This is a genomic window from Sulfolobus sp. E5-1-F, assembly GCF_009601705.1.
In the GTDB taxonomy this organism is placed as follows: Archaea; Thermoproteota; Thermoprotei_A; order Sulfolobales; family Sulfolobaceae; genus Saccharolobus.
Map to the genome: position 1 here is coordinate 2093777 of NZ_CP045687.1, position 22453 is coordinate 2116229.

Here is a 22453-nt window from a genome sequence, read left to right on the forward strand (position 1 = left end):
TAGCTTAAGAATTCCTTATAAGCTGAGTTGCTTATTCAAATTCGTGAATTGTACTCCCGAAATAGTTTATCGTAAACTTTCCGCTATCTATACTATAAAAGAGGAAGATTATATTGCATATTATGTCTGGCTTAAGACTAGGGATTGTTTCAAAGTACTTGTAGCCACTATCTTATCTCAAAATTCTACGGATAAATCAGCACTTAAAGCCTATTTAGAGTTGGAAAAGAAAGTTGGCGTTAGTCCGGAAAAATTATCCGGTGCAGATTTGAGCGATATAGAAATTGCATTAAAAATATCAGGTCTTTATAAAACTAAGGCCAGAAGGTTAAAAACAATCTCAAAAATAATTCTTGATAAATATAATGGATCGATAGACATTCTGTTAAATAGCACTAATGCGAGAGAGGAATTATTAAAATTCGAGGGAATAGGAGAGAAAACTGCAGATGTAATATTGCTAACTTGTAGGGGATACAAAGTTTTCCCCGTTGATACTCATATAACCAGAGTTAGTAAAAGGTTAGGGATAGTTCCCATGAACGCTAAATATGATTTAATATCATCTACTTTTAAAGAACTTTTTTCAGCTTATGATCTTCTCCATCTTCATCATTTGTTAATTGCACATGGAAGACTAACTTGCAAGGCTAGAAAACCTTTATGTAATTCATGTATAATTAAAGAATGTTGTGAGTACTATTCGCATAGAGATGGAGAAACCCGAAAATCTAATACCTCATGAGGACATAATACTTGATAAAGTTGCTAATATTTCTTTAGAAGTGCAGAAAGTAAGGGCTATAAAACCTATTATAGTGGATGAAAAAACACATGTTATCTTAGATGGTCATCATAGGTTTACTGCTGCTTTACGTCTTTCACTACAAAAAATACCTGTGATTTATGTGAATTATAATTCTACTTCTATTAACGTTAGTATATGGTATAGAAGATTTTCAAAGCCCTCTGTTGTAAAGAGTATATTATCATCAATTTACTCTAGTGGTGGAATATGTGCTAGATTTGATCATATCCGTATTTGTGACGATAGTTTGTATAAGCTTTATTGGAAACTAGAAAAATTAGAAAGTTTTCTACAGTCGATAGGGATAATTGTCGAAAAGGATACAGTTGGTCATTTAGAACCACCTTCGATATATAAGGAAGATGTTATAAGTATTGCTAATAGGGGCTTAAGATTTCCACCTAAGACTACAAGACACGTATATGAATTTATTATTCCCCAAAAGGCAATATCAATAGATGATATTTAACATTTTACTTAATCTTGCGATATTCATAATACCTTCTCTAGTAGTTTGGAATCAGATAATTTTCTATATTTATGGTAAGAATGATAATCTAGTTAATCTAGTTTTACATGGGAACGAGATTAGTTTACCTAAATTATCAATTATAGTACCGACGAAGGGAGAACGAATAGATGTGATCCAAGGACTAATTAATAATATATATGAGGCTGAGTGGGATAAAAATAAGTTAGAGATAATAATTGTATCAGACGATGATCAAGCATATTTTGATAAATTACTATCAACTTTAGTTATTCCTCCAGGATTAGATGTAAAGATATACAGAAGAGAGAAGAAACTTGGCTATAAAAGTGGTGCACTAGCATTTGGCTTACAGAAAAGTACTGGTGATTTAATTCTAACATTAGACGTAGATGCTAGGATCGAAAAGGATTCTTTAATAAGAGCTTACTATCATATGTTAAATTTGGGTTGTGATGCAATTACTATGGAATGGCACGGTTACTCTAATGTTAGCACATCTCTAGCAAGAGCGTTAATGGTATCAACGTTACTTACTAGTAGATCTATACTGAGAGGAAGGTATAAATTAGGGTTAAAAGTATTGCCAATAGGATGTGGAACAATCTTTAAGCGTAGTGCGCTAGAGGCGGTAAACGGATGGGATTATACTATGATTCAAGACGATTATGAACTTGGAACTAGACTAATAAATAGGGGATTTAGGATTTGCGCATCTTCATCCCCAGTTTATGTGGAAGTTCCAGGTGATCTAATAGCGTTTTACGTTCAGCAGACTAGATGGGCAATGGGGACAATGGAGGTTCTTTTAAGGAGATTTAAATATATTGTTAGTAGCAATATGAAAATTTGGCAAAAAATAGAGATTATAGCTTATCTTTCTCAATACATTCCAATTCTACTAACATTTATAAGTGCTACCATTTTTGCAATAGCTGGTTTTCTAGGTATTAGACTTAGTATGAGTTTGCCAATGTTTGTTCTATGGGCTATAACATTATCAACTTATGCTATTATTTTTGTCAATAGTGCTAGGAAATCCGGATTGAATGCTGTAACAGCTATAAAAGCACTGGGAAGACTATCCGCTTACACTGTTGCAATTTCACCGTTTTTACTTATTGGTACTCTTAATGCATTCAAGAAAACTAGGACATATATTGTTACTCCAAAAGGTAAGAAGGCTAAGAGCAACATAGGTTATCCAATTTTAGCTTTTGGTGTTCTCTTTGTTTTGTCAGCTTTCCTTTATATGTTTAGAGGCGACTTTCTAACCTTTATTTGGCTAGCTTATTATTCGATAGCTTACCTTTACACCTTTATAGCATATATTAAAGGATTATGAAAGAAATATTTTTTAAATCATAATCTGAAAGGCACTATAGGTTGAGTGATACCTACTTTTACTCTGATGAAGAAATATACAATTTACTTAGACCATATGTAGCCAAATGGTTTAAAGAGAAATATGTTACGTTTACTCCTCCTCAGCGAGCAGCAATACCGTTAATAAAGCAGAATTATAACGTATTAGTATCCAGTCCTACAGGGAGTGGGAAAACTTTAGCAGCATTTCTAGGAATTTTAGATTCGTTATTTGAATTAGGTGATAACAACGAGTTGGAAGATAAGGTTTATGCGGTCTATATTTCACCGTTAAGGGCACTAAACAATGATATGCAAAGAAACCTATTAGAACCTCTTAGTGAGATAAGGCAGATAAATCCAAAATTACCAGACGTTAGGGTAGGAATAAGAACTAGTGATACGACATCCTATGAAAAGCAAAAAATGTTAAAGAAACCTCCACATATCTTAATAACGACACCAGAATCTTTCGGAATCTCCATAACTTCGCCGAAATTTAGTCAGAAATTAACTGATGTGAAATGGGTTATAGTCGATGAAATTCATGAACTAGCTAATAGTAAGAGGGGAGCTTATCTTTCTGCAATGTTAGAACTATTTAGAAGCTTAGTTGCTAAGAAAGAATTTGTAAGAATAGGTCTGAGTGCAACTGTATCACCTCTTGAAGAAGTAGCGCAATTTCTTGTGGGTAAAGGAAGAGAATATAGAATTGTTGATGCTAGATTTGTAAAGCCTATCGATATTAAAGTGATTTCCCCAGTTAAAGATCTAGTTCACTCTTCTGAAAGCGAGGTAGATAAGGGAATATATAAGACTATCTTAAATGAAGTAAAAAAGCATAGGACTACTCTTATCTTTACTAATACCAGACATGCTACGGAGAGAGTAGCGTACAAGTTGAGAAAGTTAGCTGAAAGTGAAAAAGTCTTTGATGCTGATGCGATAGAAGCTCATCATAGTAGTCTTAGTAGAGATGTGAGACTGGAAGTTGAAGATAAGCTTAAGAAAGGAATTTTAAAAGTTGTTGTCTCTTCAACTAGCCTAGAATTAGGAATAGACATAGGCTATATAGATTTAGTTATTTTGCTAAGTAGTCCTAAGAGCGTAAGTAGATTATTGCAAAGAATAGGAAGAGCTGGTCATCATATAAGGAGTATCAGTAAAGGAAGAGTGATTGTCGTTGACAGAGATGATTTGGTTGAGTGTTCTGTATTAGCTAGGTTGGCTAGAGAAAGGAAGATTGATAGTATTCATATTCCTAAAAATCCATTAGATGTTTTATCACAAGTAATAGTGGCTGCTAGTTTAATTTCTCCGATAGATAAGGAAGAGTTATTTAATATTCTAAAGAGGTCATATAATTTCTCTGATCTTAGTGAATCTGAGTACTCTTTAGTATTAAGATACCTTAGTGGTGATTTCTTTGGAGTTGAGTTAAAAAACGTTTATGCTAAAGTAAGACTAAAAGAGGAGAAGATTATATATCCCAAGAAAGGTAGTAGATTAATATTTTATACGAATAGTGGAACAATTCCAGATGAGGCTATGATAAGCGTAGTTACTGAAAATAATAAATATGTTGGCAATTTAGAAGAAGAATTTGTTGAAATATTATCACCCGGCGATATTTTCGTATTAAGTGGTAGGACTTATGAATTTATTGGAAGTAAAGGTTCTAAAGTAATTGTAAAAGAGGCCATAGGTCAAAGACCAACGGTTCCGAGTTGGTTTTCAGAAATGCTTCCATTAGCCTATGAATCAGCACTAGAGGTTGGTAAGTTTAGAAGAGAGGTAGCTGACATGATCAAGAAAGGGGTAACACATGCAGAGATAATACAGAATATTTCTAAGGAGTATGAAATTGATAAACATGCTTCCACCTCAATATATACCTATATTTTAGAACAGTATCTTTTCACGAATGGAAAAGTTCCCTCTGATAATTTAATTTTAATAGAAATTTACGATGACGAAGAAGGAATTAGGAATTATATATTTCACGCACTATATGGAAGAAGAGCATTAGATGCTCTTTCTAGAGCCTTCGCATACATGCTTAGTGAAGAATTGAATACAGACGTTAAAGTTTCTGTTACTGATAATGGATTTATGCTTAGTGTAAAAAGAGACATTCCCTTAAATTATGACATTAAGAAACTATTTGAAAAGGTTAATCCGGATAACGTTTATGAGATAGTTACAAAGGCCATTATGAGGACAGAAATGCTAAAGAGAAGATTCAGACACTGTGCAGAAAGATCATTTATGTTATTGCGAAAATATAAAGGAAAGGAAACTAATCTAGAGAGAAGAGAGTTAAATTCTGAGACGCTATTAAAGGCTCTACGAGAAATTGAAAATTTTCCAGTTATTAAGGAAACTATTAGGGAAATTTTGGAAGATCATATGGATATAGTAAGGGCTAAGGAGATTCTCAGAAAAGTTGCTGATCATGAAATAGCGGTTGATGTATTTGGACCAACTACCATTCCTAGTCCATTCTCCCATAGTATAATACTTAAAGGGCATTCAGATGTAGTATTAGCTGAAGATAGAAGAGAATTAATGAAGAAGCTTCATGATAGAGTTGTAGAGTTCTTGAGACAGAAAGGAGTTAATATCGAGCTCGAGTATACTTCCGTTTGAATATAGTATACCTTTTATACATTTTTTAGATATAATGATCCAAGGTACGTTCCATATTTTCATTGATATGATATCTTTGTAGCTAGGTTCACAACTTTCCTCATGAGTGTGGACTATTGCTTGTATTTTGTTATCACATTCACTTTTTATAAGGGTATAAAAATCAGAGGGGTCACATATAAATTCATATTCTAGGCGACTTATATTTTTTAACTCATAAAAAGTATTATTGCAGATTATTCCGCACTTCTCTTTCAAGATGTCCACAAGCCTTCTAGGCCCGCAATAGATCTCAAAATATCTGTTCTGGTTACAATACCTACTGCTTTATTATTACTATCCAACACTAGTAATCTACCAACATTGTAAATTATCATTTTCCTAATTGCATCTAACAAATCTTCATTTTCATTTATACTTATTACATTGGTCTTCATATAGTCTGAGACTTTAGCTGTATAATTTCCTTCAAAGAAGGCTTTAATTATATCTGCTGTAGTTAGAATTCCTACAACTTTTTCGTCTTTATTGATAACAGGCGCACCTCTTATTGCCTCCTTGTAGAAGATCATGGAGGCCTCTCTTAAGCTAGTTTCCGGCTTTAACGCAATTAGTTTCTTGGAGATAAGATTTTTTACTTTCTCCTTTGGAATACTTATCATTCTTTTTACATCTACTACGATTTCTTTACTGTTCTCATCTAAGTGCAATACTAATCCTTCTATAACTAACCTACTATAGGGTGTAGGACCCAATCTTACGGCATCTCCTATTTTTAATTTTCGTAGATCTCCCTCTACCTTTAGGAGAACCCTATTTGCCGAAGGATTAGTAATATCAATTATTTCAATATTTTCTACTTTTATATCAGTTTCTATCATTCCTTTATAGAGATTTAGCTTATCCAGTATTGGAGTTAATGTAGGATTACTGATAATTTCATACGCTTTTAGTGTTGGCATATAGCCTCCATTAGGTCCTGGTTTAGATTCTACTAGACCTAATACCTTTAAGCTTAGTATAATGTTTCTAACCGTTCCCTCATCTTTTCCTATAATATCAGCTACTTCCTTACTTTTTATCATTCTTTTTTGCCTATTATAAAGATCTGTAAGGGCTAACAATATTTCCCTTTGTGTAGGCGAGAGATTCTGCATAACTCAATTATAATTTATTTAGTAGTTTAAAATATCTATGCTTATACCTTTATACCTAAAACCTTATTCAAAATCTTCTTATTTACGTTAAATACCTCTTTAGCTATTAACGCGACATAATTAGCTTTTGGTAAAGGATACTCAATACCTATTGATATAGCTATAGCCTTTTTAGTAGCAATATAAGTTAGCCTATCCCTCACTATTCCCTCAGCTATACCTTCTGCGAGCTTAAATGCAGTATAAAATCTTGAGAAACTTCTTGAAGTATGCTTTATTTCGTCCTTTTCTGAACTGTTTAGATTTCTTAGTGATTTATACATTTTATCTTCTGATTCAAAAGAAAATATTATTTTGGTAAATGTTGTTCTTAATGCTCTAGCTAATACCTCTTTGTTATTACCAGACTTCTCAAAGGCTTCATTTACATTTCCATTTATGATTAACTTTGAGATCTTATCGTAGTCTTCCTCTCTAGATAATAATTTATCAAATATTTCTTTATTATCTTCAAAAAGACCTAGTCCATATTTTCCTACCACAAACAAGCTTATTAGCTCCTTCTCATATAATCCATCCGCATTAAACCCTCTAAAAGGCTTAAGATTTTTCTTAGTGTAAGCATTTTTAACGATTTCAATAACATCTTCTCGACTCAATGATTCCCAACTTTGCATTAATAAACTCCAAATGTCAGTAAGTACTTTTATCCTCTCTCTGTAAATTTCCTTTACCATTCCTGACTACCTCGTTAAGTTTATGTGCACATTTCTTTATAAGGTATACTATATTAAGTAGTTTATCATGAGTTCAGAAACAGAGGATAATTTAAAGCCAAATATTGTGCTTCTTTCAACTTCTGATCTAGAGCAAGAAATAAGACAACTAACAGAGGAACTAAAGAGCATGAAAGATGATAATGAGGAAGAGCATAAAAAAATCTATGTTATGATCGATAATATAGCGAGAACTTTAAACTGGATTAATATAGCAAAATCTCAAAGCATATGGAAATCAAAAACCTGCAAACATGCTATAAACTTTGTATGCCAAGCATGGAATATAAGCGATGAAAATAAGCTTGGAATTCCCAGTGATGTAATAGTAGTAAATAATGATGGTACTAAAAGAGTTGTTGTATCTAAATTTTCAGAAATATGCATTGCATGCCCACTATACGAACCTAGAAGAAGTTGATAACACTTTATCAAATGCTTTGTCAAGTAATTTTTTAAGTTTCTGTACATTTTCATTTTCCAATATGTTTTCTATATTTACGTTTCCTAATAGTTCTAATAAAGCCTCACTTATATCATTGATTATTATTTTAACTATCTCATAATATTCCTCCTCATTAGCAATTTCAATACACTTCTCTATTATTTCATCACTCGGATGCGTAGTTCCCTTTAAGTATTTAGTAATTGCTGCTGGAGTTATACCAAGCTCCTCAGCAAGTTCTTTTTTGCTTCTGTTTTGCAAAAGAATGTGGATAATGTGTAGTCTAGCATCTTTCCCCAGATTATGAATTGCCTTTTCCATCGTAGAATGAATTCAATTATAAAATTTAATAAGCAGTAAGAGTTATGTCCCTTAAATGAAAGCTGTGGTATTTAATTTAGGTATTACAATAAATGATGTTCCAGAAAAACAAGTTAATAGAGATTATGTATTATTAAAGCCAAAAAGAGTGTTAGTAAATGGATTAGAAAACTCAATATATGTAGGGTTATTATGGATAGAACCAACTAGAATACTAGGTTCAACTGGAATAGGTAGAGTTGAAAGCGTTGGATTAGATATTGACAAGAGTTTAGAAGGAAAATTAGTTCTCGTCTTACCATATTCTCAGACGTACGGAGGGATTGGGACTGAGATAGATGGTATTTTGGCAGAAAAGGCTACCGTACCTTTAGACAGTATAGTAATCCTTCCTCAATCTAATTTCAATGAGAAATATGTACTTTATCCTTACGTGAGTTTTGCATTACAATTACCTAAATATATTAACAGTGGCAATACCCTAATAATAGGTAGTGGACTTTACGGAATAATCTCCGCCCTTTATTTAAGAGATATAGTCAGTAAAGTTGCTGTATATAGAGAGGATGGGATTAATCCACATATAGTAGGGGTTGAGGAGATTCGACATCTTTCTCAAGAGTGGGATAATATAATAATTACAACCTTTAGGTCTTGGATCAGAGCTTTCGTAGACGACATTTCTAAATCAAATACTAAGATAATAATGCCTAAGTTGATGAATACATGGCCAATAGTTTCATCTACCAAAGCGATATTTATTCCTCCTAAAGAAGTTGATGGTGTTCTTGAATTTATAGACAAAAAAATCACCGATAAATTATTTAACGAGATTGTATCATTTTCCAATGATCTTTTGGCTTCTTTTCCATCACCAAAGGCTGGGGTAATAATAAATGTTGAAGAAGTTTTTAAGTAGAGAGCTCTTGTTTTATTGTATCTCCTAATCTCTTAATTCCCTCTACTATCTCTTCTCTCTTAGGAAAACTGAAATTTATCCTCATGGTGTTCTTTCCGCTATAGTCGGCATAAAAGCTAGAACCCGGTACATAAGCTACACCTCTTTGTAAAGCTTTTTCTAGCATCTTAGTGGTATCTATTTTTTGTGGTAGCCAAGCAAATACAAACATTCCACCGACTGGCTTTGTCCACCTAGCATCCTTGGGGAAATAAGTTTCGATAGCCTCTAACATTATGTCTCTCTTTTCCTTATATACTCTCCTTATCTTAGGTAAATTATTTTGAATTATACCTCTCCTTATAGCCTCCATTGCGATATATTGTGATAATGAAGGTGTATGTAAATCAACATTTTGTTTGTATAATTCCATTTCCCTAATGAAATCTTCATGAGCAACTACCCATCCTAATCTTAAACCTGGTGCAAGTATCTTACTAAATGTGCTAGTATAAATTACTCTTCCTTCTTTGTCAAAGGCCTTAATTGGTGGAGGACTCTCTCCCTCGAACACTAAAAACCCATAAGCATCGTCCTCAAAAATTAGGAAATCATATTTTGATGCAATTTCCAAGAGTCTTTTCCTATCTTCTGTACTTATTGTCGTACCTGCTGGATTCTGGGCTGTTGGTATTACATACATTAACTTGATTTTTTTACCATCGTTATGTGTATTTCTTATTTTTCTTTCTAACTCATCCAGATCTGGTCCTCTTTCCGTTACGGTGACCGATATGAAATTCGGTTTTCTGGTTCGCATTGCATTTAAAGCAGCTAAATAAGTTGGTGCTTCGACTATCACATTGTCTGCAGGATCTATTAATATATTAAATAGCATGAAAAGTGATTCTTGGCTTCCTACCGTGACAAATATATTTCTTTCGTCTATTCCACCAATTCCCCTTAATCGAGATAAGTTCACTAGTTCTTTTCTAAATTCAGATATTCCAGAAGTTGCAGTATATTGTAATGCTTTATCAGCACTATTCAATAAAACATCATCTACTATTTTTTTGATCTCTTCTACCGGAAAAGTCTGAGGATCAGGTAAACCGCCCGCAAGGCTAATTACATTTCTACCTTCGGTTAACTTTAATAAATCTCTTATTTCTGATGTGCGTAAATACTTGGTTTCGTTGGATAAAAATCTCTCAAACATGAAGGTCAATTTTTAATTGGCCCCGATAGTTAATATTTTTATGGATTATTGGTTAGCGGAAATTATAACTATAGGTAATGAAGTATTAAGTGGAAAGACTGTAAATACTAATGCTTCACATATCGGTCGTAGACTTACATCATTAGGGTTCACCGTGAGAAGAATAACTGTAATTATGGATGATGCAGACGAAATTGCATCAGCCTTCAGAGAGGCAATAGATAGGAGGCCGAAAGTCATAATATCTTCTGGTGGTCTTGGGCCTACATGGGATGACAAGACAGCGGAAGGGCTGGCGAAGGCATTGGGAGTTGATTTGGAGTTAAATAAAACAGCCTTTAATATGATTCTGGAAAAGTATACCAAAAGAAATATTCCTCTTACGGAAGAGAGGAAGAAAATGGCTTATATGCCGTATGGCGCTATTCCCGTTGAAAATAATGAGGGAATAGCTCCTGGGATTTATATTTATCACAATAACATTGATATATTAGCTGTACCAGGTGTACCTAGAGAGATGGAAAACGTATTAGAGAATTTTATAAACAAAATGCTAAGGAATAAGCCTAATTTGAAATATCTGGAGGACTTCATATACGTTGAGAACGTGATGGAATCTGCATTGGCACCATATGTTAAGGAACTGGTGAAAAAATATGATATTTATATAAAAACACATCCAAAAAGTTATGAGTTGTCACGCCCTATACTAGAAATACAGATAGCGGGAAGCGGGAGAGAGGAGGAAGAAATTAAAGCAAAAATAGAAAAAGTAAAAAATGAATTAGTAGATGTTATAAAGAAATTAAACGGAATTATAAGAAATTCTTTATGATATCAGATAACAATGACGGATTCTCGAAATTAAGAAAGTGACCATAGCCTTCTATAGTTTTCAATTCCACATTTTTCATGTTATTCTTAAATACATTTATATTTGTTATTAATCCGTCATAAGATCCGTACACTAGAAGAGTGTTAACGTTTATTTTCTTGAGTTCGTCTGAATAGTCTTTTGCCTTCAATAACCCTTCTACTGCGTTTTTATAACCTATTGGCGTTGTTTCTTCATATACTTCTAAAAGAGAATTCCATGCATGATAGTTACTTACTAATGTATCTGCAAACTCTTTATGTAATCTTCTATATTCTGCTAAGGCTCTTAATCCGAAATTCACTGCTATTCTTACATACTTCTCATAAACTTCTGGGGATGGTGCTTTATATAAAGCACCAACTAATATTAATTTCTCCACTGGATATTTTAAAGCATAGTCTATTGCAATTAAAGAACCTATTGAATGTCCTACTAATATTGGTTTTTCTATACCTAGTTGAACTAATAAACTTCTTAAATCACTGGAGTGATCTTCGATACTATAAGGCGAATTTGGAGCTGAAGATCTGCCATGTCCTCTTAAGTCGTAGGCAACTACAGTACTATCTAATGTCAATTTTGGAATAACAAATTTCCAGCTCTTATAGCTTCCTGCTAAATGGTGGATTAGTACAAGCGGTTTTCCATTCCCTCTTACTTCATAATATAGCCGAATATCATTTGTAATTATAAAGGGAATTTAGTATCACCTCGTCTATTATCTTTGATTGTGAAGTTTTTTAGCTATTTGTGAAATACATAATTCAGCAATTACTGTAGGATATTCGATACCAAATTTTATTAATATGTCAGGGTTAACTTCACCTATTATTCCCATTTTTTCGTTCTCATAAACTATAGACGCTGAACGCCCTTCGATGAAAATGTTATTATTTTCTTCCTTATAAGTTACTTCCAAGCCTAAGGATTTTAGAATGTAATGGATTGGTGCTTGTATGTCCTCATAGCTTACCTCGTTGTCCATTATTGCATACGTAGCTCTTTTATCATTTCTAAATCCTGTATCTGTAGAAGAGTCATAAATTACCACATCTCCAGTCTCAAAAACTCTAATAGGGAATTTCGCATGTTGATTTTTAGATAGGAAATCTAATATTACCGGAATTAGCGAATCCCTTACTGCATTATATTCCTCAGTAATAGGATTGAGAATTTTTACATATTCATTACTGAGTAGCTTTCTATCTTTAATCAATACGAAGTTAAATATTTCTACAAATCCTGCTCCGATACCTAGTTCTCTTATTTTCCTTTCTACCAATGTTATGTAATCATAAGAACCGTAATTAATTGAAATATACTTATTAGGTTCTAGGTTATTATAACCGATACTCATTGCAATATCCTCTACTACGTCAATTTCATTTAGAATATCTACCCTATATTGAGGCACAGTTACTCTTATAACTCCGTTTTCTATGTCGCAATTCATTCTCATCCTCATAATATGTTTACATATCTCTTCTTCACTAATTTTAATTCCTAAAACTCTCTTTACATAGTCCTCTCTAACGTTCTGAATCTTATGTATAAGCAAGGGAGAGGATGATTGAGAAGAATTAGTAGATTTTAAAACTTTTACTCTTCCTATAGTCCCTCCTGCTTCTGCTAAGTTTGAAACAATTATATCCAGAGTTTGTGCAACGGCTTCAAATGAAGTTCCAGTTACATCTATAAAGAAATCCTCTGTGCTTTCATCCAGTTTGGTTTTATTAGAGTTGATTATTGGAGGTATACTCAATACTTCTCCATTTTCTTGGACTATAGCTGGGGATACTCCATTAGCTATTGAGATATTTCCATAAAGTTTTCCTTGCTCAGTTTTATCTAATATCTCGCTAATTGTGAGTTCTTTATTTCCATACAATGGAATAAATTTATAGGAAAGAGGAACTTCCTTATATTCTATCGTCTTCGTATCTACTTTCCTTAGATCATGTATACCTATTGCTACCTTTTTTCTCTTTCTTCCTATAGTACCATGAAGTTTTTCTTGAAACTGTATCAATTCTTCAAGGTCTATTTTAGCGTTATAGACTACAGCAGCTAATGCATAAGGCCTTGTTCTAACATGATCGACAATCAGAGTATATTCCGTATCTATAACATTATATTTTGCTTCGCCTAGCTCTTTTTCTAATAAACCTTTGATCGCTCTAGCTATTCCATCAGAGGAAAGTAGATCTAGTCGATCAGCGTTTATTTCTATTTCAATATTACTTTCATCGATAGGTTTCACTTCTGATTTTAAGTTAAACAATAGATCCTCTAGTTTCTGTTGACCAATACGTATTTTATCTAATAATTTATATTTATTTAATATTATAGTTACCATTTATATCACTCTATTTTCACTTTTACATCTCTTATATATTCTATATTATTCGAGTAAAGTAGTCTAATATCACTAATGTTCAGAAAACTCATAGCAAGCCTTTCAATTCCGATTCCCCAGGCTCCAGCCATGCTGTGTATTCCAACCGAACTTAATATTTCTGGCCTTAACAGTCCGGCTCCACACATCTCCACCCAGCCTAATTTTTCTAGATATCCGTAAACTTCTACGCTAGGTTCTGTAAATGGGAAGTATGCTGGTTTAAATTTAATTTCTTTAATTCCTAACCTATAAAATATTTCCTTCAGAACACCTAATAAGTCTCTAAACGTGAAATTATCATCTATAACTACACCATCTAATTGGTGAAACTCTATCAAATGAGTCGCGTCTATTGCATCTGGTCTGAAGACTTTACCTAAAGTAAACACTTTTTGAGGAGCCTTTGGTCTTGAGGCTAGGAGCCTCGCAGTAGTTGCAGTAGTTTGACTTCTTAACATTAACCTTAGCGTAATATCTTGTTTCCACTCATACTTCCAGAATTTCTCGTGAATCTCCTTTACATTATTTAACAACTCTTTATCCTCTATTTTTCCCAAACCTTCTACTGAAAAGCTATCGTGAATTTCCCTGGCGGGATGATCTTGCGGTTGGAATAGAAGGTCAAAATTATAAAATTCCATTTCAATATAACCTGTATTAATCTCTTTAAATCCTAAGCTAATCATAATATCCTTAACTTTTTCTAGGAATTCTTTAAAATAGTGTTTTTTACTAATAGTATAATAGGGAGGAAATGCTTCTACATTATACTTTCTAAGTTTATACTTTTTCCACTCTCCACTAACTATCATTTCTCTATTAAGATTTGAAATCCCTACCTCAAACTCTTTAGGTTCTTTTATTAACTCTATGTTTACTACTTTCCTTTCCTTTTCTTCTATGAGCCCCCTTTTTTTAAGCAAGTTTATTGTATTAGTATCAGCTTTTTCGAGATTTGACAGAGCAAGATACTCAGGTGACGTGTAAGTTTTTACTTTAGGTATTACTTTTCCTTCTTTTATCTCTATTAATCCTTTTCTCCTTGCCCAACTGATTGCAATATTAAAGTCCTCATCAAGAATATTTTTTATCTCGTTTAGATCTTTTTCTTGTCCATTTAATGTATTTATTAAAATGTCTTCGGGCAATCCGCTTTCCTTTCTTTTCCTTCCCTCTTCAGTCAATATGTAGTATTTTTCAGATTTTATCTCTGTTTTTACATACCCCTTTTCTCTCAGTAGCTCGATTAAACTTAATACCGAACTTTCTGGAATACCTATTTTTGTCGCAATTTCTAGAGAAGTTGCTCTTTTAAGATCCCTTAAAAAAAATAATATCTTAGCTTCGTTCTCACTTAACATCAATATCACAACGTTATAGTTTGACCGGGCTGTAGCACTATGGGATTATATCCTTTAGTTTTAACTAGTTTAACGAAGTCATTTACGTCAACTTTAATTAAATCCCAAGTATTATAGTGTATTGGTATTACGCCTTTTTTGGGCTTAATAAACTCGACGCTTATTGATGCTTGATAAGGATCCATCGTGAATCTTCCGCCAATAGGTAATAGTGCGTAATCAGGCTTAAATACTTCTCCAATTAATTTCATATCCTCAAATAATCCAGTATCCCCTGCATGATATACGGTAATTCCTTCTGCAGATACTATTGCACCAGTTGGATCGCTATGTGTGCTTGAATGTACAGCTTTAGTTAATGCTAGCTTTATTCCATCCACTTCTACAAATCCCCCTACATTAGCTGGTATAATGCTTTCCTCGGATATCTTGTAGGTCTCTGCCAAATATGCTTCTAGATCGTAAGTTGCATAGAGTTTTGCTTTAGGATTCATTTTTAATAACTCTACAGTATCTCCTAAGTGATCGTAGTGGTCATGAGTTACAATTATAATGTCCAAATTATTTTTAAAATAGTCTATTTTTACCGGGCTTAATGGGTTATTCTTTATCATCGGGTCTATTATTATATTCTTATTTCCAAATGTTAACAAGGTTGCAGCATGGCCTAACCATCTTAACTGTGCCATACAAAAGATTTTTATGAGAAAAAAATAAAGCTTATACCCCGAAAACTACATTCATGACTGAGGACGAACTTAATAAGCTCTTATTAGCAGGGAAAATTGCAGCTAAGGCAAGAGATGAGGTTTCCTTAAACATTAAAGCGAATGCAAAAGTTTTAGATATTTGTGAAGAGGTCGAGAATATAATAATCGAAAATAAGGCGTTTCCATCGTTCCCATGCAATATATCCATTAATTCAGAAGCAGCTCATTATAGTCCAGTTATAAACGATGAAAAGAGAATCCCAGAAGGTGCAGTAGTTAAGTTAGATTTAGGAGCTCATATTGATGGATATATTAGTGATACCGCCACTACAATCAGTTTAGATGCTAAGTATCAAAGGTTGTTAGACGCTTCTAAAGCCGCTCTTGAAGCTGCAATTGCCAATTTTAAGGCTGGATTAAGTGTAGGTGAGATAGGTAAAGTTATTGAAAGAATGATAAGAGCTCAAGGCTATAAGCCGATAAGGAACCTAGGGGGACATCTTATAAGGCGCTATGAACTTCACGCCGGCGTCTTTATACCCAATGTCCATGAAAGGGGATTTGGAGTTATACAATCTGATTCTGTTTACGCTATAGAACCATTCGCTACCGATGGTGGTGGTGAGGTAATAGAAGGAAAAGATGTTACGATATATTCTTTAAAAAATCCTAATGTAAAAGGCCTTTCTGCCAAGGAGAATGAACTTCTAAATTTTATATACACGCATTTCAATTATCTGCCATTTTCAGAGAGATGGCTTAAGGAATTTTCTACAAATGTCGACGAATTAAGAAATAATATAAAAAATTTAGTTAAAAAAGGTGGATTAAGGGGATATCCTATCTTACTTGAGATAAAAAAAGGCGTTGTTTCCCAGTTTGAACACACTGTTATAGTCAAGGGTAATTCAATTATAGTATCTACAAAGTCCCTTTGAAAAAAGTTTAATTAATTCGAATGAGTAAAGGTTAGCGATAAAAATGAGTTTAATTGCTTTAGCACAAACATCTTTAAATCAAGCAAGTTCTCTTTACTACGTTTTAACGTATGTACTATTCTTTGTTTTATTATTTCTACTATATTTACCTGGTGTTAATACAAGGCTAACTGTATCGATGCTAGCTAGAGGTATAGAAGGTCAGCTAAGTATGATTGAAAAATACTTGAATGAGTCCAAGAGTAAAATGGAGCAGCTATTAAAAGAAAGAGGTGTTCAAGATCCAAAACCATTTATTGAAAGAGTGTCTGAAATGTTTATAATAGATCCAGTAAATGTAGAGCCAACGGATATAATAAGTAGAATGAGATTACTACTTAGAAGTGGAGAAGATAAGATAAGAGACCTTATAACGCTTATGGTTCCAAATATAGACAATGTTAATAGAAGTAAATTGGAAGTCTCTGCAGAAGTAGTGAATTCGTTAAATCTAATATACAAAATAGTAAGGCATTACTTAATTTTAGCTAAAAAGCTAAATAGTGTGGTTCTCCTATATCAATTACAGTTTGTTGTTCCACAACTTGTCAAGATATCCGAAGCATACTCAAAGGCCATGAATACTTTCATAAGAGGAATACCAGTAGGGGATTCATTAGGTCCGTTAGTGGCGGCTTATCTATTTATGAAGGCTGATAAAAAATGGAATCCTAGTAGAGATACTGTTGCAGGAGAGGTAGAATTTGAAGGTAGAAAATTAGTTGTAATAAAGGCTGAGGGTCCAATGGCTACAGTAGGAAGACCTGGAGAGGCGGTGGAGAATGCTGTAGAGGAGTATAAAGGTAAAGTTACAAGAATCATAACCGTAGACGCTGCGTTGAAATTAGAAGGGGAAAACACTGGGGCTATAGCTGAAGGTACTGGAGTTGCAATGGGTGATCCGGGTCCAGAAAAGATAAGCATAGAGAGGGTTGCCGTAAAATATAACATACCGATAGATGCAGTAATAGTGAAGATGAGTATGGAGGAAGCAATTACCGAGATGAGGAAGGAAATTTATCAGGCTGCATCTAAGGCATTAGAATTAGTAAAGAAGATAATTCTAGAAAGAACTAAACCTGGAGATGTGGTGGTGGTAGTAGGAGTGGGGAATACAGCAGGGGTGGCTCAGTAAATGTCCTCTAACCAACAACAAACTGTAAACGTTTATACGGTAATAAAATGCGTTAATGGGGATTATGAAACGGAAAGATCTTTCCAAGATGGTGATTATGTTCTTAAATTAGTTGGCACTTGTCCAAAAGATGGAGGTAACTTGTATATAGTAGGTATATATGCAGTAGTACCAGAAGAAAAGAAGGGTAGTTAATTTTTTATATGCGTTATGATTAGTTTTTATTGCCCACCCGGCCACAGTGAGCGGGCAACACCCGGACTCATTTCGAACCCGGAAGTTAAGCCGCTCACGTTAGTGGGGCCGTGGATACCGTGAGGATCTGCAGCCCCACTAAGCTGGGATGGGCTTTTATATTTCTCTGATTTTAAGATTAGTCTGAGTTCAATGAAGAAAGTATATGACGAGATTTATGGTTATATTAAACTTGACGATAGAGAGGCGAAGATAATTGACATGCCTGAGCTTCAGCGCTTAAGGAGAATAAAACAGACAAGTTTAGCGTACTTAGTATATCCCGGTGCTACCCACACTAGATTCAGTCACACATTAGGGACCTTTTATCTCACCACAATTTTAGGTGAAAAATTCAAGCAATCAGGAGTAATAACTGATGAAGAGTCAACTTATCTAAAGTACTCTGCATTACTCCATGATGTAGGTCAATTTCCTTTTAGTCATAGCCTTGAGCCTCTATATCTAGAAAAAGGATTATCAAATAAGGATTTAAGATATATGATAATTTCTAAATCACCTAACCTTAGGGATTTTTTTGACAAAGAATCAATTGACTATAATAAGATAATAGAAATTTTAAATGGGAATTCTATGATTTCATCAATTATAAATAGTGATGTAGATGTTGATAGAATGGATTATCTAGTCAGAGATTCAAGGCACACTGGAGTACAATTAGGCAATATTGATTTATATAGACTTCTGGATACTATTTTTTACGGAAATAATAACGAAATTATTGTTCAAGATAAAGGTATATACAGTTTAGAAAATTTTTTCATATCCAGACTTCACATGTATCAAGCTGTATATTATCATAAGACGATAATAGGTTATGAGTTAATGCTAAGAGAAATTTTTAGAACTATTTATGATTGCTGCGATTCGTCAATTTTAAGCGTTAGGAATTTAAGAGATCTTATATACGACTCCTCAATATCGTATTGGGATGATGAATGGGTCTTCATGATTCTTTATACATATCTATATTCCTCTAACTCTCCCCTTTATTTAAAAGAGAAAATAAGGAATTTCTTGAATAGAAGAGGTCCCAAGGTGGTTTATGAAGAGGTTTCCTATAATAATGAGACGAAAGGAGGAGATATTGAAATTAAAGAGTTGGTTGAGAGATTGGAGAGAAATCAAATACCTAGAATTTCAATATATCCAATTGAAGAGAAAATAAAAATACTCAGTAAAGATAAAATAAATATAATTTCGAAGAATAATGAGATGAATATAATCAAGTATAAATCCACTTTAATTAATCACATACCAGAGACTTTAACTATTAGAAGAATTTATGTAGATTACGAATACGCCAAGAGAGCTAGAGATGTGGTTTCATGATAAAGTTAGTTTTAATGGATTTAGATGGAACGTTAACCGAAGATAGAAATTCTACGAGAATTGACCTACATGCGATTTATGCAATAAGGCTCTTGCAGAAAAAAGGTATTAAAGTAGGTTTAGTTAGCGGAAATTCTTATCCAATCCTTAGAGGGCTTTACACATATCTTTATTTGGATGGAGGATTAGTTGCAGAAAACGGATGTATAGTATTTTACAAGGAAAAATATAGGTTATGTAAACAAATGGAAAAGAGTTTAGTGATTGAATTTAAATCTCTCTTTAAGTTAAGGGATACATGGCAAAACGAGTATAGAGAATGTGATTATGGTTTCGTTCCCGCAAAATTAACTGATGAGATGATAAATTGGGCTAAAGAAAAGAATCTGTATATTAAAAGTAGTGGATACGCGGTTCACATTGCATATAATCCAGCTGGGAAAAGTGTAGGAGTGGAAAAGTTACTTCAATTACAAAGTTTAAAGAAAGAAGACGTAGCAGCTATCGGGGATTCGTCAACTGATGTAGAATTGTTTCAGCAAGTAGGATTTAAAGTAGCAGTGGGAAATGCAGATGATGAACTGAAAAATATGGCTGATTATATAACAAGAAATAAAAGCGGAAAGGGCGTAAGGGAATTTGTGGAAAAATTACTAAAAGGGGAACTTAATGGCATCAAATGACTTACGAGAGATCATATATAAATACGCTCTCCAGAACGCAGTAAAGCATAATGGTAAAGCTGAGACTGGCCCGGTGATGAGTAAGATAATAGCGGAGAGACCAGAATTAAGATCGAATGCAAAAGAGATTGTAAAGATTGTCAAGGAGATTATAGATCAAGTTAATTCATTAACATTAGAACAACAAATAGCTGAAATTGAAACAAAGTATCCGGAGTTGTTAGAAGAGAAGAGGCATGAAGAAAAAAAGAAAACACTACCACCCCTTCCTAATGTTAAAGGACAAGTAGTAACTAGATTTGCACCTAATCCAGATGGTCCTCTTCATTTAGGAAATGCCAGAGCTGCTATCCTATCTTATGAATACGCCAAAATGTACAACGGTAAATTCATACTGAGGTTTGACGATACAGATCCTAAGGTTAAAAGGCCAATTCTAGACGCATATGATTGGATTAAGGAGGATCTGAAATGGTTAGGTATTAGATGGGAACAAGAGCTTTACGCTTCAGAAAGGCTCGATATATATTACAAGTATGCCCATTATTTGATAGAAAAAGGATATGCTTATGTTGATACATGTGATAGCAGTACTTTCAAGAAGTTTAGGGATAGTAGAGGTAATATGAGAGAGCCAGAATGTTTACATAGAAGCTCTTCAGTAGAGGAGAATCTAGAACTTTTTGAAAAAATGCTAGGAGGGACATTTAAAGAAGGAAAAGCTGTAGTTAGGTTAAAGACTAATTTAATGGACCCAGATCCCTCTCAAATAGACTGGGTAATGCTTAGAATAATCGATACTGATAGAAATCCTCATCCACGAGTAGGGAGTAAATATTGTGTATGGCCTACCTATAATTTCGCTTCTGCAATAGATGATCATGAACTTGGTGTTACACATGTATTGAGAGCTAAAGAACATATGTCAAATACAGAAAAACAAAAGTACATTTCCGAATATATGGGATGGGAATTTCCAGAAGTCTTACAGTTTGGAAGACTAAAACTTGAGGGATTTATGATGAGTAAGTCTAAAATAAGGGGAATGTTAGAGAAAGGTACCAATAGGGATGACCCTAGATTACCAACTTTAGCTGGACTTAGAAGAAGGGGAATCTTACCAGATACTATTAAAGACGTAATAATTGATGTCGGAGTAAAGGTAACTGATGCTACTATAAGTTTTGAGAATATAGCAGCAATTAATAGGAAAAAACTAGATCCTATAGCAAAAAGAATACTGTTTGTAAAGGACGCCGAAGAGTTTACTATCGAACTACCTCAAACAATGAAGGCTAAGATACCTTTAATTCCTTCTAAACAAGAAGAAGGGGATAGAACTATCATTGTTACTTCTGGGGATAAAATTTTGATTGAATCTATCGATGCAGAAGATGATAGCATATTAAGGCTAATGGAATTGTGCAATGTCAAGGTTGATAAACGTAATCGTAAGCTTGTTTTTCATAGCAAAACGTTAGACGAGGCTAAGAAAGTCAATGCAAGAGTAGTTCAATGGGTAAAAGCGGATGAAAAAGTTCCAGTAATAGTAGAAAAAGCTGAAAAAGACGATATAAAAATAATAAATGGGTACGCAGAGAGAATTGCAAAGGATTTGGTGATAGATGAAATTGTGCAATTTTATAGGTTTGGATTTGTAAGAGTAGATAAGAAAGACGGTAATAAGGTATCTGTAGTCTTTTCACATGATTGACCTCCTTTATACTATCCCAAGGAGATTAACATAATCGTTCTCATGTCACAGCTGAAAGCCTGACCCATTATGACAGGGAGAATGTTAAACTTACTATTTAACTAGCATGTAAGAAGAACAGTGAGTAAAAACTCTCTCATATAAATACAGAATTTATTATTTTTATAGACTTTAAGACCTTGACGTTAACTCCTCTCTCTAAAAGGGTTAAGCTTTTGCCTTGTTCGGTAGTAAACTTTATTTTTGCTCATTCTTTTAAAGACTTGCGTGACGAAATAGGAGGAGGATGAACGCAATGTCAAAAGCTAGTTATGTGAAATTTGAAGTACCGCAAGATCTAGCAGATAAGGTGTTAGAGGCAGTAAGAAAAGCTAAGGAAAGTGGAAAGATAAAGAAAGGTACAAATGAGACGACAAAAGCAGTAGAAAGAGGTCAAGCTAAATTAGTAATTATTGCCGAAGATGTACAGCCTGAGGAAATAGTCGCACACTTACCGTTGTTATGCGATGAGAAAAAGATACCCTATGTATACGTTTCCTCTAAAAAAGCTTTAGGTGAAGCTTGTGGATTGCAAGTGGCTACAGCATCTGCTGCTATCTTAGAGCCAGGAGAAGCTAAGGATTTAGTTGATGAGATAATTAAGAGAGTAAACGAAATTAAAGGTAAAACTTCAAGCTAAATTCCAACAATATTTTTTACCATTAAACTTATTTTGTTTTTAGTCTTATCTAATACTAGTAAGGGCCCGTAGCTTAGCCAGGTAGAGTGCTGGGCTCCAGATATCAATGCTAGACATTGGGTCTAAAGACCCTTTATGGGGATGAAGTGTATCTGGAGAGGAGAGACCCAGTGGTCGCGGGTTCGAGTCCCGCCGGGCCCATAC

At 33.8% G+C, this 22453-nt stretch carries 22 protein-coding genes, 1 tRNA gene and 1 rRNA gene; 16 read left to right on the forward strand and 8 right to left on the reverse strand.

Going from position 1 to position 22453, the window contains the following annotated elements; all coding sequences use genetic code 11:
* Positions 1-43 precede the first annotated feature (43 nt).
* The 4 genes from GFS03_RS11000 to GFS03_RS11015 are packed head-to-tail and all read left to right on the forward strand — an operon-like array spanning position 44 to position 5312.
* On the forward strand, positions 44-745 hold the full coding sequence (locus tag GFS03_RS11000) for an endonuclease III domain-containing protein (protein WP_153424123.1): 702 nt from the start codon (positions 44-46) through the stop codon (positions 743-745).
* Complete coding sequence (locus GFS03_RS11005; RefSeq protein WP_153424124.1) at positions 714-1277, forward strand: ParB N-terminal domain-containing protein; 564 nt, start codon at positions 714-716, stop codon at positions 1275-1277. The genes GFS03_RS11000 and GFS03_RS11005 overlap by 32 nt, the downstream gene beginning before the upstream one ends.
* Positions 1270-2643 carry a glycosyltransferase gene (locus tag GFS03_RS11010; RefSeq protein ID WP_181443809.1) on the forward strand — a complete coding sequence of 458 codons (1374 nt, stop codon included), beginning with the start codon at positions 1270-1272 and terminating at the stop codon, positions 2641-2643. The genes GFS03_RS11005 and GFS03_RS11010 overlap by 8 nt, the downstream gene beginning before the upstream one ends.
* Before the next feature lie 41 nt (positions 2644-2684).
* A complete protein-coding gene (locus GFS03_RS11015; protein WP_153424126.1) occupies positions 2685-5312 on the forward strand; it encodes an ATP-dependent helicase in 2628 nt (875 codons plus the stop codon).
* 254 nt (positions 5313-5566) lie between these two features.
* Here the strand turns inward: GFS03_RS11015 and GFS03_RS11025 are convergent, their stop codons facing one another.
* Both GFS03_RS11025 and GFS03_RS11030 read right to left on the reverse strand, forming a co-directional pair.
* Positions 5567-6469 carry a CBS domain-containing protein gene (locus GFS03_RS11025; RefSeq protein ID WP_153424128.1) on the reverse strand — a complete coding sequence of 301 codons (903 nt, stop codon included), beginning with the start codon at positions 6467-6469 and terminating at the stop codon, positions 5567-5569.
* 41 nt (positions 6470-6510) lie between these two features.
* Positions 6511-7206, reverse strand: coding sequence for a DUF2192 domain-containing protein (locus tag GFS03_RS11030; protein WP_153424129.1), 696 nt, complete (start codon positions 7204-7206; stop codon positions 6511-6513).
* 67 nt (positions 7207-7273) lie between these two features.
* Between GFS03_RS11030 and GFS03_RS11035 the strand changes: the two genes are divergently transcribed.
* Complete coding sequence (locus tag GFS03_RS11035; protein ID WP_153424130.1) at positions 7274-7666, forward strand: hypothetical protein; 393 nt, start codon at positions 7274-7276, stop codon at positions 7664-7666.
* Here GFS03_RS11035 and GFS03_RS11040 read toward each other — a convergent pair.
* Entirely contained in the window at positions 7643-8011 is a 369-nt protein-coding gene (locus tag GFS03_RS11040) for a helix-turn-helix domain-containing protein (protein ID WP_153424131.1), read from the reverse strand. The genes GFS03_RS11035 and GFS03_RS11040 overlap by 24 nt on opposite strands.
* Positions 8012-8066: 55 nt before the next feature.
* On the opposite strand from GFS03_RS11040, the gene GFS03_RS11045 reads away from it, so the two are divergent.
* The gene (locus GFS03_RS11045; RefSeq protein WP_153424132.1) at positions 8067-8930 is read left to right on the forward strand and encodes a zinc-binding alcohol dehydrogenase family protein; all 864 of its coding nucleotides are present in this window, start codon (positions 8067-8069) and stop codon (positions 8928-8930) included.
* Here the strand turns inward: GFS03_RS11045 and GFS03_RS11050 are convergent.
* Entirely contained in the window at positions 8923-10128 is a 1206-nt protein-coding gene (locus tag GFS03_RS11050; protein WP_153424133.1) for a PLP-dependent aminotransferase family protein, read from the reverse strand. The genes GFS03_RS11045 and GFS03_RS11050 overlap by 8 nt on opposite strands.
* A gap of 40 nt (positions 10129-10168) precedes the next feature.
* Between GFS03_RS11050 and GFS03_RS11055 the strand changes: the two genes are divergently transcribed.
* Entirely contained in the window at positions 10169-10963 is a 795-nt protein-coding gene (locus GFS03_RS11055) for a nicotinamide mononucleotide deamidase-related protein (RefSeq protein WP_153424134.1), read from the forward strand.
* Here the strand turns inward: GFS03_RS11055 and GFS03_RS11060 are convergent.
* The 4 genes from GFS03_RS11060 to GFS03_RS11075 are packed head-to-tail and all read right to left on the reverse strand — an operon-like array spanning position 10944 to position 15453.
* On the reverse strand, positions 10944-11705 hold the full coding sequence (locus GFS03_RS11060; protein WP_181443810.1) for an alpha/beta fold hydrolase: 762 nt from the start codon (positions 11703-11705) through the stop codon (positions 10944-10946). The two genes, GFS03_RS11055 and GFS03_RS11060, sit on opposite strands and share 20 nt — an antisense overlap.
* A gap of 18 nt (positions 11706-11723) precedes the next feature.
* Positions 11724-13361, reverse strand: a complete 1638-nt coding sequence (gene pheT / locus GFS03_RS11065; protein WP_153424136.1) for a phenylalanine--tRNA ligase subunit beta — start codon at positions 13359-13361, stop codon at positions 11724-11726.
* 5 nt (positions 13362-13366) lie between these two features.
* The gene (locus tag GFS03_RS11070) at positions 13367-14764 is read right to left on the reverse strand and encodes a phenylalanine--tRNA ligase subunit alpha (protein WP_153424137.1); all 1398 of its coding nucleotides are present in this window, start codon (positions 14762-14764) and stop codon (positions 13367-13369) included.
* 5 nt (positions 14765-14769) lie between these two features.
* Positions 14770-15453, reverse strand: a complete 684-nt coding sequence (locus GFS03_RS11075) for a metal-dependent hydrolase (RefSeq protein ID WP_153424138.1) — start codon at positions 15451-15453, stop codon at positions 14770-14772.
* Between the two features lie 53 nt (positions 15454-15506).
* On the opposite strand from GFS03_RS11075, the gene map reads away from it, so the two are divergent.
* The 9 genes from map (at position 15507) to GFS03_RS11120 (ending at position 22450) form a co-directional block, all read left to right on the forward strand.
* Positions 15507-16412, forward strand: a complete 906-nt coding sequence (gene map / locus GFS03_RS11080) for a type II methionyl aminopeptidase (protein ID WP_153424139.1) — start codon at positions 15507-15509, stop codon at positions 16410-16412.
* Between the two features lie 43 nt (positions 16413-16455).
* On the forward strand, positions 16456-17586 hold the full coding sequence (locus tag GFS03_RS11085; RefSeq protein WP_153424140.1) for a DUF1512 domain-containing protein: 1131 nt from the start codon (positions 16456-16458) through the stop codon (positions 17584-17586).
* On the forward strand, positions 17587-17781 hold the full coding sequence (locus GFS03_RS11090; protein WP_153424141.1) for a hypothetical protein: 195 nt from the start codon (positions 17587-17589) through the stop codon (positions 17779-17781). It abuts the gene before it with no gap.
* Between the two features lie 36 nt (positions 17782-17817).
* A 5S ribosomal RNA gene (gene rrf / locus GFS03_RS11095) occupies positions 17818-17929 on the forward strand.
* 44 nt (positions 17930-17973) lie between these two features.
* On the forward strand, positions 17974-19173 hold the full coding sequence (locus GFS03_RS11100) for an HD domain-containing protein (RefSeq protein ID WP_153424142.1): 1200 nt from the start codon (positions 17974-17976) through the stop codon (positions 19171-19173).
* Complete coding sequence (locus tag GFS03_RS11105) at positions 19170-19856, forward strand: phosphoglycolate phosphatase (protein WP_153424143.1); 687 nt, start codon at positions 19170-19172, stop codon at positions 19854-19856. Before GFS03_RS11100 ends, GFS03_RS11105 begins: the two co-directional genes overlap by 4 nt.
* Positions 19843-21570, forward strand: coding sequence for a glutamate--tRNA ligase (locus tag GFS03_RS11110; protein ID WP_153424144.1), 1728 nt, complete (start codon positions 19843-19845; stop codon positions 21568-21570). The genes GFS03_RS11105 and GFS03_RS11110 overlap by 14 nt, the downstream gene beginning before the upstream one ends.
* A gap of 295 nt (positions 21571-21865) precedes the next feature.
* The gene (gene rpl7ae, locus GFS03_RS11115; protein WP_009988903.1) at positions 21866-22249 is read left to right on the forward strand and encodes a 50S ribosomal protein L7Ae; all 384 of its coding nucleotides are present in this window, start codon (positions 21866-21868) and stop codon (positions 22247-22249) included.
* Positions 22250-22311: 62 nt separating this feature from the next.
* A tRNA-Trp gene (locus GFS03_RS11120) sits at positions 22312-22450 on the forward strand.
* The last annotated feature ends 3 nt before the right edge of the window (positions 22451-22453 follow it).